A 13,891-nucleotide genomic window follows, 5' to 3' on the forward strand; every position below is an offset into this window, starting at 1 on the left:
TTGAACCGGCATTCACCATTTCATCCTGGGCAAACAGGCTTCCCGCCCACATCATCACAACCAAGCACAACAGGGGCCTTCTCAAGGTTGAAAAATTGATTCTCTTCATTTATGCAATAGGTACAACCACGGATACTTCGGAGGATAACACAAACGAATATATCAAAAAAAAGCCCCTTCGGTCGAAGAGGCTTTTTTTCATCTGTCGTTGATATGATTTAGTCCAGCACCTTGATCACCGGTTTCAGGTGGTAATCTCCGTTGCCGTTCAGCACCACGGATTGGTTCGCATCGAAGTCGAGTTTCACCACCAGGTTCTGGTTGGCCTGCACTTCAATGTTGCCCACGAGTTTGATGCCGGATTGTGATCCGCTGGGAACTGTCATTGGTTCCCATGAACCATTCGTGTAAAGTGAGTTGTTGTTGCCGAGGATCAGGCGCATCTGCGTGATTTTGCCTTCCGCCAGGCTGTCGATATCGGCCAATGTGGTGTCGATGCCGTTCTGCAACTGGAGCAGATCGTACACGCCGCTGTTGGTGGGTACGCTTATCCATTTGCCGCCGTCCTGGTCAGATACCAGGTGGATTTCCACACGTTGTATATCAACCCAAACGGAGTCGTATGCAGCAGGTGCATCTGTTAACTTGACGGTCAGGCTCCCGGTTTGATGGAGTTTGGCTTCTTTTCTGCAGGCGGCGAACAACAGTACGGACACGCCGGCCAGGGTGAGGAGAATGCGTTTCATTGGAGGTTTGCGCTTTGTTTAGTCAAGCAAAATAGTACATTTCCTTGGGATTTCCAAGTGTTCAGGTGCTCTGTTACGGCTTATACAGGCACATTCATCACATCCTCGATCTCTTCCACTTCCAGTGGGATGGATGCCATCAGGTCTTTGGGTCCGTTTTCGGTAATGAGGATGTCGTTCTCAAGCCGGATGCCCAGGTTTTCCTCGCGGATGTAGATGCCCGGTTCGCATGTGAACACCATGCCGGGTGCAAACGGCGCATCGGCAACGGTCACATCGTGTACGTCCAGTCCCATGTGGTGCGACGTACCATGCATGAAGTACTTTTTGTACAGCGGCTTTTCCGGATCCTGCTTCTTCACTTCGGCTGCATTCAGCAGTCCGAGTTTGATGAGTTCTTCTTCCATCAGCTTGCCCACTGCTTCGTGGTAGGTCTTCAGCGTGTTGCCCGGAACCAGCATGGCAATGGATTGCTTCATTACGCGCAATACCGCGTTGTATACATCTCTTTGACGCGAGGTGTATTTTCCGTTCACGGGCACGCTGCGGGTCAGGTCGGAGGCATAGTTGGCATACTCCGCCGCCACATCCAGCAAGATTACATCGCCGCTCATGCACACACGATCGTTCTCGATGTAGTGCAATACACACGCATTGAAACCTGAGGCGATGATCGGGGTGTAGGCGAAACCGCGTGAGCCGTGTCGCAGGAATTCGTGTGCAAGTTCCGCTTCAATCTCGTATTCCATTACACCCGGGCGGATGAACGACAGGATCCTGCGGAAGCCGGCCTCGGTGATGTCACAAGCTTTTTGAATCAGTGCCACTTCCACATCGTTTTTGATCATCCGCAGGTTGTGCAGGATAAGGGCCGATTTTTCATAGTGGTCAAGTTTGTAGCGGTCGAGGGTCCATTTCAGGAAACGGGCATCCCTGGTTTCCACCTCCACCTTAGCCCGGTGATGTTCATTGGTGTTCAGGTACACACAGGATGCTTCCGGCACCAGGATGTCGAGCACCTTTTCAAAGTCACTTGTCCAGTAAACCGCAGCAATGCCCGAGATGCGGGTTGCCGCTTCTTTGTCGAGTTTGGCACCCTCCCAGATGGCAATCTCTTCATTGGTTTCCCTTACGAAAAGGATTTCCCGGTGTTTGGGATCTTTTGCCCCCGGGAAGATCACCAGCATCGTTTCTTCCTGGTCTACCCCCGACAAATAAAACAGATCAGCGTTTTGTTTGAACGGCATCGTACCGTCTGCATTGGTGGGCATGACATCGTTGGAATGGAAGATCGCCAAACCACCTTCTTTCATGTGGCTGGCGAACCTTTTGCGGTTCTCAATGAACAATTGACGGTCGATCGGTTGATATCTCATTTCCTATTTCGGGGCTAACTCTGATTTTTATTATTGGAGGTGAAAGTTAAATTTGCACTTGCTAAGATAGATTTTTTACAAAGCATTTCACGAAATCAACCTTCCATGAGCGGTTCATCTGCACTTTTAAAATCTTCGCTGGCCAAGAAATACTGGATGGCATTGACAGGTCTGTTCCTTTGCCTCTTTCTGATAGGGCACCTGGCCGGTAACCTGCAATTGTTTCTCTCCGGGTACGAGGGGCAGCTTCAGTTTAACCAGTATGCCGTGTTCATGACCACCAATCCGGCGGTGAAGATCCTTTCTTATCTCACGTATCTCAGCATCATCTTCCATGCCATTGACGGCATCATGCTTACCGTACAGAACAAAGCCGCACGTCCGGTGGCCTATGCCAGCAACAATGCAGGTGCCAACAGCGTGTGGGCGTCCCGCAACATGGCGGTACTCGGACTGATCATGCTCATCTACATCGTGGTGCATATGGGTGATTTCTGGTTCGAATATCATTTCGGAACACTTCCCTTTATGATGGCTCAGGACGGCGTTTCCCCGCTGTTAAAAACCGGTGAAGTGATCAAGGGTGGAGAGATCATGAATGGCATGGTAATACTGAATGGCGAAACCATAGGACCTGCCATGAAAGATCTTTACACCATCGTGATGGAAGCATTCCAGCAAACGTGGATCGTGGCTCTGTACGTTGTCAGCATGCTGGCCATGGGCTTTCACCTGTCACACGGTTTCCAGAGCGCTTTTCAGAGCATGGGCCTGCGTCACAAGGCCTATACGCCCGTAATTAAAAAAGTGGGAATGGCGTTCGCAGTGATCGTTTCACTCGCATTCGCTGCCATCCCGGTGTACGTGATGCTGACTCATTAATCGCGCATATCATCAGTTTTCAGATTCAACAGAACAAAGGATATCGAATCAAATGGCATTGAACGCAAGAATTCCGGAAGGCTCCATCGACAACAAATGGGCCAATCATAAAAGCCACATCCCGTTGGTCAGTCCGGCCAACAAACGCCTGATCGATGTGATCGTTGTGGGTACCGGTCTGGCCGGAGCCTCCGCTGCAGCATCCCTCGCCGAACTGGGCTATAATGTGAAGGCCTTCTGTTTTCAGGACAGTCCGCGCCGCGCACACTCCATCGCCGCACAAGGCGGGATCAATGCCGCCAAGAATTATCAGAACGACGGCGACAGCATTTACCGCCTTTTCTATGACACCATCAAAGGGGGTGACTACCGCTCACGCGAAGCCAACGTGTACCGCCTCGCCGAAGTGTCTGCCAACATCATCGACCAGTGCGTGGCACAGGGCGTGCCCTTCGCACGTGAGTACGGAGGTTTGCTGGATAACCGCTCGTTCGGTGGTGTGCAGGTGTCGCGTACGTTCTATGCGAAAGGTCAGACCGGGCAACAGCTGCTGCTCGGTGCATATTCTGCCCTGAGCCGCCAGGTGGGTAAAGGAAAGGTGCAGATGTACAACCGCCACGAGATGCTCGACCTCGTGATTGTTGACGGAAAGGCGCGCGGCATCATCGCACGCAACCTGGTCACCGGCGAAATCGAACGCCACGGTGCACACGCCGTACTCATCTGCTCCGGCGGATACGGCAACGTGTTCTTCCTTTCCACCAACGCCATGGGATCCAACTGCACCGCCGCATGGAAGGCCCACAAGAAAGGTGCTTACTTTGCCAACCCCTGCTATACACAAATCCACCCGACATGCATCCCGGTATCAGGCGACTACCAGTCGAAACTGACACTCATGTCGGAGTCGCTGCGCAACGACGGACGCATCTGGGTGCCCAAGAAAAAAGAAGATGCGGAAGCCATCCGCGCCGGTAAGAAACGTGCGAATGATATCCCCACCGAAGACCGCGACTATTACCTGGAAAGAAGGTATCCCGCCTTCGGGAACCTCGTGCCACGGGACGTTGCGTCGCGTGCCGCCAAGGAAAGATGCGATGCCGGCTTCGGCGTGAATGCCACGGGAGAAGCCGTGTTCCTTGATTTCTCTTCTGCCATCGAAAGGTATGGTCAGATCGAAGCCAACGTGAAGGGCCACCACAATGCCAGCAAGGAAGAGATCATTCAACTCGGTACCAAAGTGGTGGAGGCGAAATACGGAAACCTGTTCCAGATGTACGAGAAGATTGCCGATGACAACCCGTACGTGACCCCAATGAAAATATACCCTGCCGTGCACTACACCATGGGCGGTATTTGGGTTGATTATAACCTGATGACCACCATCCCCGGTTGCTACGCGCTCGGAGAAGCCAACTTCTCCGATCATGGCGCCAACCGCCTGGGTGCATCCGCGTTGATGCAGGGACTTGCTGACGGCTACTTCGTGATCCCTTACACCATAGGTGAATACCTGGCGGATGACATCCGCACCGGGAAGATTTCCACCGACCTGCCCGAATTCGTGGAGGCGGAAAAACAGGTGAATGACAACATCAATCACTTCCTGGGTAACAACGGAAAACATTCTGTGGATCATTTCCACAAACGCCTGGGTAAGGTGATGTGGGACAAATGTGGCATGGCCCGGAATGCCGAAGGACTGAAACAAGCCATCTCCGAAATCCGCACCATTCGCGATGAGTTCTGGAAAGATGTGAAAGTACCCGGCAAAGCGGATGCATTCAACCAGGAACTGGAGAAGGCAGGCCGTGTGGCCGACTTCCTCGAACTCGGAGAACTGATGTGCAAGGATGCCCTGAACAGGGAAGAGTCCTGCGGCGGTCATTTCCGTGAAGAACATCAGACCGAAGACGGCGAGGCCAAACGTGACGATAATCACTTCACCTACGTGGCCGCATGGGAATACAAGGGAGATCCTTCTGAAGCCGTCCTGCACAAGGAAGAATTGAAATACGAAAACATTGAGCTGAAACAACGCTCTTACAAATAATAAAATCATTCAGCATGAACCTTACGCTCAAGATCTGGCGCCAGAACGGACCCAACGACAAAGGCAAAATGGTGACGTACCAGGTGACCGACATCTCACCGGATCAGTCGTTTCTGGAAATGATAGACGTGCTCAACAACAAGTTGGTGGAAGGTGGAGATGATCCCGTTGCCTTCGATCACGATTGCCGCGAAGGTATTTGCGGAATGTGCAGCATGTTCATCAACGGTGAGGCACACGGCCCGGGCCGCGGCATTACCACCTGCCAGTTGCACATGCGTTCCTTCAAAGACGGTGATACCATTACCATCGAGCCCTGGAGAGCCAAAGCGTTTCCTGTGATCAAAGACCTGGTGGTGGATCGCTCCGCATTCGACCGCATCATCTCCGCCGGTGGTTTTGTTTCCGTGAATACATCCGGCAATACCATCGATGCCAATGCCATCCCGGTACCTAAGGACAATGCAGACAAAGCTTTCGATGCAGCCACGTGCATCGGTTGCGGTGCCTGCGTGGCTACCTGCAAAAATGCCTCGGCCATGCTGTTCGTTTCGGCCAAAGTGAGCCAGCTGGCTTTGCTGCCCCAGGGACGACCGGAAGCACACGACCGCGTACTCAACATGGTGAAACAAATGGATGAGGAAGGCTTTGGAAACTGCACCAACACCGGTGCATGTGAAGTGGAATGCCCCAAAGAAATCTCTTTGGAGAACATCGCCAGGATGAACCGGGAATTTCTTGCCGCCGGCCTGAGTACCGAGAAATAAGGCATTTACCCAATTTGTAGAATTTTGCCATTCGTCGATGGTTTACTGCCATCGGCTCCATTAAAATTTTAATTCGGAGTAAACCTTTCTTTGATCGCCACGTACTATGAGGTCCGTAACCTTATAAGTGTGTGCCCTATGATCAAAGACTTACGCATCCACCGTTCTGCTCTCCGTTCAATCCAACATTTTCTAACCTTCATCTTCTTCCTGGTCGCTTGCCAGTCCAGCCACGCTGCTCAGTATTACTGGGTGGGCGGACAAGGTTTTTGGAGCGCCCCATCGTCGACTTCCTGGTCGAATGCATCCGGTGGCGCCCCTGGGTACGGCCCTCCCGGCGTGGCGGATACCGTCATTTTCGACGCCAATTCATTTGCCGGTGCAGGTGATACCGTATTCGTTTCCGGAAATGTGAGCGTCAAAATGATGGAATGGAATGGTGTAAATTTCTTCCCGGTGCTGAGTCTTGCCGCTGTTGATACCCTATTTGTCGAGGGCTCCTTTGTTCTGGATCCCAACATGGCGCTGGACATGTTCGGTACCGTGGTGTTCAATACACCCGCAGGCACACACTCGGTTAACACCAATGGCATGCTGATGAATGGGAACATCGTGAAAGCAGGAACAGGTACACTGCAACTTGATTCACCGCTTGAGACCATAGGCGACTTTATCCTCAGCGAAGGAACACTCAACACAAATACCTTTCTGTTCCGTTGCCACACCTTTGATGGTGACGGAGGTCAATCCCTCACCCGCGCCCTCAACCTGACTTCTTCCACCGTCACCATAGAAGGAGACTGGTCCATTGGTAACGCCACGGGCTTGTCTTTCAATGCAGGTACTTCTCAGATGATGTTGAATAATTCCACATCCGCTTCCTTTACAGGGGCGGGTTTGAGTTACAATGTGGTGAACTTCCATTCCGGTGCGGCGGTAATCCTTGGAGCCAACACTTTCAATACACTTAATATAGATACCGGAACCATCGGATTTGCAGCCAGCATCATACAATCCTTCAATGATATGTCCGTGAGTTCCTCGGGCAACGTGACCCTGCAGAGTGGCTCGTCCGGTACCCAGGCCACCTTGAATTCGCTTTCGGGGACGCCCATTTGCTGGGACAACCTGAGCATGCAGGATATCAATGTAACCGGTGCACCATGCCACGCCAGCAATACAACCGATAATGGGAACAACGCAGGCGTCACCTTTGCTGCGTGTCCTTCGCCGCTTTCCGTTACCATCAGCGATACCCTGCACGTAACATGTACAGGCGCTGCCGACGGTAGGGCTGTTGCGCTTCCTCAAAACGGATACCCGCCCTATACGTTCCACTGGGATGACCCCTCCTTACAAACCACCGACACCGCATTCAACCTGGCAGGCGGTTCCTACAACGTACTTGTGGTGGATAACACCAACGATTCGGCCTATGCAACCGTTACCATCAATGAGCCGGCAACATTGGCCTTCGCGCCCAGTATCACACCACCTGCCTGCTTCGGCGGTTGTGATGGAAATGCATCCATCAACGCCAACGGAGGTACGGCACCTTATACCTATCAATGGGGCATCAATGGCGGATATGCCACCACAAACCTGATCAGCAGCCTGTGTGCGAATAACTACCTGTTCACCGTGACAGATGCCAACGGCTGCGTGTTCAGCGATACCATTTTCGTTGCCAATCCCGGAGCCATTGCGGTATCCCCCGGGTCTCTCGATCCCCTGTGCAACGGTGGATGCGACGGATCTGCATGGATCAACCCTTCCAACGGTGTACCACCCTATACCTTCGCCTGGGGTGATGGGCAGACCACTGACACGGCCTCCGCGCTGTGTGCAGGCATGCACTACATCACAGTTACCGATAACAACGGTTGCCTCCACCAGGACTCGGTGTCTGTGAACGAACCATCCCCGCTATCTACCGCCATGGGGAACAAGGGAACACAATGTAATGGTGGATGCGATGGCAAAGGCTGGGTAACCCCGGCGGGCGGTGTAGGACCTTATGCTTTCCAATGGGATAGCAATGCCGGCAACCAAACCACCGACACGGCTCTCAGCCTTTGTACCGGTACCTATCGCGTGACCGTGACAGATGCCAACGGATGCTTCAAAGAAGATTCTGTTATGATCGGGGAGCCAACCGCCCTAAGCCTTGTTGTGGGTGGGTTTGATACCAAGTGCAATGGCAGCTGCGACGGAAAAACGTATGTAAACGCGAGTGGCGGTGTAGGCCCCTACAGCTATCAATGGGACATCAACACCGGTTATCAAACCACCGATACCGCATTCAGCCTTTGTGCCCTTTCCTATGGCGTAACAGTAACCGATAACAACGGTTGTACCGCAATGGATGTGGCAGATGTGTATGATCCCACCATCCTGAATGGTGCCATCAATGCCCTGGATGCCCATTGCGCAGGTTCATGCGATGGCAAAAGCTGGATGGTTCCCGCCGGCGGTGTGCCTCCTTATATGTTCCAGTGGGACAGCAATGCAGGCAATCAAACCACCGATACCGCTTTCGGTTTGTGCGTGGGGTCTTACCATGTGACCGTTACCGATAACAACGGTTGCTTCTTTGAAGATTCAATCACCATCAATGAACCGCCGCTGCTGACCGCATCTGTTACCAGTGGCGATGTACTGTGTGCAGGTGCCTGTGACGGATCCGGAACAGTATCGGGCTCAGGCGGCCAGGCGCCCTATAGCTACCAATGGGATGGCGCTGCAGGTAATCAAACCACATCTACGGCAGTGAACCTGTGTGCGGGATTCTATAAGGTTACCACCACCGACAACGCCGGTTGTATGCGGGTTGATTCGGTGACCGTAAACGAACCGACTCCCCTCTACAGCATCACCAATCAACTGGGTGCCAAATGTGCCGGTTCGTGTGATGGCAAAGGTTGGGTAACCCCGACAGGTGGTGTGCCTCCTTTCTCTTACCAGTGGGATAGCAATGCAAGCAACCAAACCACCGATACCGCATTCGGTCTGTGTGTGGGTTGGTACTACGTGACCGTAACCGATAACAACAGCTGTTTCCATGTGGATTCAATCATGGTCAATGAGCCTGTTGCACTCACCACCAGCACCAACCAGATGGGTACCATGTGCTCGGGTTCCTGCGACGGCAAAGGTTGGGTGACGCCGAACGGCGGCATTGGACCCTATGCCTTCCAATGGGACAGCAACGCAAGCAACCAAACTACAGATACGGCCTTCGGATTGTGTGCAGGCATGTACCATGTGACCGTAACCGATAACAACGGTTGCTTCCATGAAGATTCCGTGGCAGTTAATGAACCGGTTCTGCTGACTACCAGCACCAACCAGATGGGTACCATGTGCTCAGGTTCGTGTGACGGTAAAGGTTGGGTAACGCCGAACGGCGGCGTTGGACCCTACGCCTTCCAATGGGATAGCAACGCAAGCAGTCAAACATCCGATACGGCATTCGGACTGTGTGCAGGCATGTACCACGTAACAGTGACGGATAATAACGGCTGCTTCCACGATGACTCAGTGGCTGTGGGTGAGCCCATTCTTCTGACCACCAGCACCAATCAACAAGGTACAAAGTGCTCAGGTTCCTGTGACGGCAAAGGTTGGGTAACGCCGAACGGTGGCGTTGGACCCTATGCCTTCCAATGGGACAGCAACGCCGGCAGTCAAACATCCGATACGGCATTCGGACTTTGTGCAGGCATGTACCATGTGACCGTAACCGACAACAATGGCTGCTACACCGAAGATTCGGTAATGATCAATGAACCGCCGGCATTGGGCACCACCACCAATCAGATGGATGCCATGTGCTCAGGTTCATGCGACGGCAAAGGTTGGGTGACGCCGAACGGCGGTGTGCCTCCGTACATGTTCCAATGGGACAGCAACGCGGGTAACCAGACCAGTGATACCGCCCTGGGTCTTTGCGTGGGATCGTATGTGGTGACAGTTACAGATAACAACGGATGTTTCCTGGTTGATTCGGTGAACATCAACGAACCTTCCCCGCTATACAGCTCTACTTTCCAAAAGGACGTAATGTGTGCCGGAGTCTGCGACGGCAAAGGCTGGGTGACTCCGAGTGGCGGCAACGCACCCTATGTTTTCCAGTGGGATAGCAATGCAGGCAGCCAAACCGGTGATACCGCGTTCGGCCTCTGCACCGGCATGTACTATGTGACGGTAACCGATAACAATGGTTGTTTCCATAAGGATTCCGTAACAATCAGTGAACCGATTGCGATGTCCACCACCACCAACCAATGGGATGTGATGTGTGCAGGCTCCTGCGATGGCAAAGGCTGGATCACAGCAACCGGCGGTGTGCCTCCTTATGCATTCATGTGGGATGGAGGCGCCGGTAATCAAACCACCGATACCGCTTTCGGTCTCTGCATGGGTAAATACTTTGTGACCGTGACAGACTATAACGGTTGCTTCCATGTAGACTCAGTGACCATCAATGAACCCACTCCGCTGTTCAGCAACACCAACCAGCAAGGTGCCATGTGTGCAGGTTCCTGCGATGGCAAAGGCTGGATCACAGCTACAGGCGGTGCGGCTCCGTACATGTTCCAGTGGGATAGTAACGCGGGTAGCCAAACAAGCGACACTGCCTTCGGCTTGTGCGTGGGTATGTACCATGTGACCGTAACCGATAACAATGGTTGTTCCCATGCGGACTCAGTGGCCATCAATGAACCTACACCGCTGTATAGCACCACCAACCAGCTGGGCGCGATGTGCGCAGGCTCTTGCGATGGCAAAGGCTGGATCACAGCTACAGGTGGCAATGCCCCGTACATGTTCCAGTGGGACAGCAACGCGGGCAGCCAGACCAGCGATACCGCCGTTGGTTTGTGTATGGGTACGTACTACGTAACGGTAACCGATAAGAACGGCTGCTACCATGTAGACTCGGTGGCCATCAACGAACCTTCGCCCCTCAGTGCAGGTGTTACTTCCACTGACCCGAACTGCTCGGGCGCATGTGACGGTACCGCAACCATGACCGCTTCCGGTGGTGTAGGTCCTTACAACTATACCTGGGATGCCGGTGCTGGTAACCAAACAACGGCTACCGCCAACAACCTGTGTGCAGGTACCTATATGTGCACAATTACAGATAACAATGGCTGTATGATGGTGGACAGCGTGGTGATCAATGACGCCGCACCGATGACCAGCACCATGGCCCAAACTGATGTGAATTGCTCCGGCACATGCGACGGTTCGGCTACCGTAACACCTGCAGGCGGACAAGCACCTTATACCTATGCATGGGATGCCGGTGCCGGTAACCAAACTACGGCTACCGCCAACAGCCTGTGTGTGGGTACCTACTTTGTGAACATCATGGATAGCAAGGGATGTTCACACATGGATTCCGTAACCATCAATGAACCTTCACCGATGTCAGCCGCGATGGGCCAACAGGATGTGAACTGCTCAGGTTCCTGTGATGGCAAAGCCTGGGTATCCGCAGCGGGTGGCGTAGGCCCATATGTATACCAATGGGATAGCAATGCCGGTAACCAGACCACAGATACTGCATTCAACCTGTGTGCAGGTATGTATTACGTGACCGTATACGATGCCAACCAATGCTTCCTCACAGACTCGGTGGCCGTCAACCAGCCTACGCCTGTAAGCATCAGTATGAACAATACCGATGTGATGTGCCAGGGTGTGTGTGACGGATCGGCTACCGTGAATGTGACAGGTGGTGTGGGTCCGTATACCTTCCAGTGGGACGCGAATGCGGCCGGCCAAACCACCCAAACGGCCAACAACCTGTGTGCCGGATGGTACCTGGTAACCGTGTATGACAACGGTGGATGTTATGTGGTGGATTCCGTTAATATCGCGGAACCGGTAACCATGACCACTTCTGTGAACACAACCGGCAGCAACTGCTCCGGCGGATGCGACGGAAGCGCTACGGTGAATGCCACCGGCGGTGTGCCTCCCTACACATACCTGTGGGATGCCGCAAACCAAACCACAGCCACAGCCAACAACCTGTGCGATGGTCTGTACCATGTATCGGTGACCGATGCCAACGGTTGTATGCACGTGGATTCCGCTATGATCAGCGGACCCGCACCGATCACCATCACATTCAATACCAGCGGCGCGATTTGCGCTGGTACATGTGAAGGATCGGCGCAGGCCACGGCTTCCGGCGGTAACGCACCCTATACTTTCCAGTGGGATGATCCGGGTGCCTCCACCGCATCGGATGCCCAGAACCTGTGCCCCGGCACGTACCACGTGATCGTGACCGATGCAACCGGTTGCTCGGCAACAGATAGTGTGACCATCTATCAGTTCACACCCATTGTACTGACCTCTTCCGCTACCAATGCTACCTGCGGAAACAACAACGGCTCCGGAACCGTGAATGTATCCGGTGGGGTTTCACCGTATAACATCCAATGGCCGAGCACGGCAGGCAGCCAGACTTCGGCTACGGCCAATAACCTCGGCAAAGGTTCTTATATGGTGATGGTGAGCGACGCCAACGGTTGTACCGACAGTGTTGTGGTTCTGGTCAGCGAGACCGGTGGACCTTCTGTTTCCCTATCCAAAACAGATCCGCTTTGTAACGGAAGTTGCGACGGAACGGCTACTGCCACAGCTTCCGGCGGTACTGCACCCTACAGTTATCAATGGGATGCGCTGGCAGGAAGTCAAACCACCGCGACGGCTGTGAATCTGTGTGACGGACTTTACTACGTAACCGTTTCGGATGGCGGCGGATGCAGCACCATCGATACCGTACGGTTGATTGAACCGATGCCAATGAATCTCAGCCTGACCAATGCACCGTCCAGTTGTCCGAGCCAATGCGACGCAACTGCTACGGTGGTGGCGAACGGAGGATCTGCCCCTTACACGTACCTGTGGAGCGATGCAACCGCGCAAAAAACCGCTACGGCCAATAACCTTTGCATGGACAGTTACGATGTGACTGTGACCGATGCCAACGGTTGTATGGTATCCAACACTACGAACATCAATACCACCGGTGTGGATCCGGGCCTCACCGGTCAGGTGAACTATTCAGGTGGTGGTGCCTCGGGTCTCCAGGTGAAACTGCTGCAATACCATGGCGTGGGTAAGAAGATGACGCACATCGATTCAACCTACACCGACGGTACCGGTACGTATGCCTTCTCAACGGCACCGGTAGGACAGTTCGTGGTACTGGCGATCACCGACACGTTCCTCTACCCGAATACCATGAGCACCTTCCATGATTCGGCTTTCAAATGGGAAAATGCCACCATCTTCACCATGAATTGCGGCGACAGCGCCATGAAGAACGTGAAGCTGATCGAGTTCCCGACACCGGCCGGTAAGGCAACGGTCAAAGGAACCATCGTTCGCGGCGGATCCAACAAGCACGGTGTGCTGAACGTGATAAGCGGTGACCCGATTCCTGACGTGGAAGTAACGCTCAAGTCGAAACCGGGTAACATGGTGAAAGGCCATACCAAAACCAATGGTTCGGGTCAGTACCAGTTCCCGAACGTAGAAGATGGTTCGTATGACCTGTGGGTGGATATCCCGGGTCTGCCGATGGACAGCACCTATGCGATCAATGTTTCGGCAGATGATACGACCTTCAACCAGATGGACTTCATGGTAGACTCGAACAGCATCTACATTCCGGATGTGACCACCTACCTGCCTAAGGTAGATGCCTCCGGAGATATGCTGGCGGTGTTCCCGAATCCGTTCAAACTGCAGGCAAGTATTCAATACAGCCTCGCGTCAGACAGCCATGTGAAACTGCAACTGATGAACATGGTGGGCGAAGAGGTGATGCTGCTGGTGGATGCAGACCAGGCCAAAGGCGATCATCAGATCGACATGAGGGCTGCAGACAGCGTACTGAAACCTGGCGTTTACCTGGTGAAAATGGAAGCCAACGGACATACCACAACATTGCGTATGGTGATGATGGAGTAGAGGGGTTTTGATTCAGAACCGCGAGGCAAGCGACTGTCAATTCCAAGGTTGGCAGTCGCTTCCTTG

General features: G+C 53.3%; 6 protein-coding genes. 4 read left to right on the top strand and 2 right to left on the bottom strand.

Features of this window, described 5'->3' with window-relative positions; all coding sequences use genetic code 11:
• Window positions 1-218 precede the first annotated feature (218 nt).
• Window positions 219-746 carry a DUF4382 domain-containing protein gene (locus tag H6585_00185; protein ID MCB9446742.1) on the bottom strand — a complete coding sequence of 176 codons (528 nt, stop codon included), beginning with the start codon at window positions 744-746 and terminating at the stop codon, window positions 219-221.
• An 80-nt stretch (window positions 747-826) separates the two neighbouring features.
• Window positions 827-2,122, bottom strand: a complete 1,296-nt coding sequence (locus H6585_00190) for an aminopeptidase P N-terminal domain-containing protein (protein MCB9446743.1) — start codon at window positions 2,120-2,122, stop codon at window positions 827-829.
• Window positions 2,123-2,227: 105 nt separating this feature from the next.
• On the opposite strand from H6585_00190, the gene H6585_00195 reads away from it, so the two are divergent.
• From H6585_00195 to H6585_00210, 4 genes are all read left to right on the top strand, one after another.
• Window positions 2,228-3,004, top strand: a complete 777-nt coding sequence (locus tag H6585_00195) for a succinate dehydrogenase cytochrome b subunit (protein MCB9446744.1) — start codon at window positions 2,228-2,230, stop codon at window positions 3,002-3,004.
• 52 nt (window positions 3,005-3,056) lie between these two features.
• Complete coding sequence (locus H6585_00200; GenBank protein MCB9446745.1) at window positions 3,057-5,057, top strand: fumarate reductase/succinate dehydrogenase flavoprotein subunit; 2,001 nt, start codon at window positions 3,057-3,059, stop codon at window positions 5,055-5,057.
• 14 nt (window positions 5,058-5,071) lie between these two features.
• On the top strand, window positions 5,072-5,824 hold the full coding sequence (locus tag H6585_00205; protein MCB9446746.1) for a succinate dehydrogenase/fumarate reductase iron-sulfur subunit: 753 nt from the start codon (window positions 5,072-5,074) through the stop codon (window positions 5,822-5,824).
• A 138-nt stretch (window positions 5,825-5,962) separates the two neighbouring features.
• Window positions 5,963-13,825, top strand: coding sequence for a T9SS type A sorting domain-containing protein (locus H6585_00210; protein MCB9446747.1), 7,863 nt, complete (start codon window positions 5,963-5,965; stop codon window positions 13,823-13,825).
• The last annotated feature ends 66 nt before the right edge of the window (window positions 13,826-13,891 follow it).

The organism is Flavobacteriales bacterium, assembly GCA_020635855.1.
In the GTDB taxonomy this organism is placed as follows: domain Bacteria; phylum Bacteroidota; class Bacteroidia; order JACJYZ01; family JACJYZ01; genus JACJYZ01.

Excerpts from the sequence above, each read along its gene's own strand:
- H6585_00185 (MCB9446742.1), bottom strand. The coding sequence starts at position 746 with ATGAAACGCATTCTCCTCACCCTGGCCGGCGTGTCCGTACTGTTGTTC.
- H6585_00190 (MCB9446743.1), bottom strand. The coding sequence starts at position 2,122 with ATGAGATATCAACCGATCGACCGTCAATTGTTCATTGAGAACCGCAAA.
- H6585_00195 (MCB9446744.1), top strand. The coding sequence starts at position 2,228 with ATGAGCGGTTCATCTGCACTTTTAAAATCTTCGCTGGCCAAGAAATAC.
- H6585_00200 (MCB9446745.1), top strand. The coding sequence starts at position 3,057 with ATGGCATTGAACGCAAGAATTCCGGAAGGCTCCATCGACAACAAATGG.
- H6585_00205 (MCB9446746.1), top strand. The coding sequence starts at position 5,072 with ATGAACCTTACGCTCAAGATCTGGCGCCAGAACGGACCCAACGACAAA.
- H6585_00210 (MCB9446747.1), top strand. The coding sequence starts at position 5,963 with ATGATCAAAGACTTACGCATCCACCGTTCTGCTCTCCGTTCAATCCAA.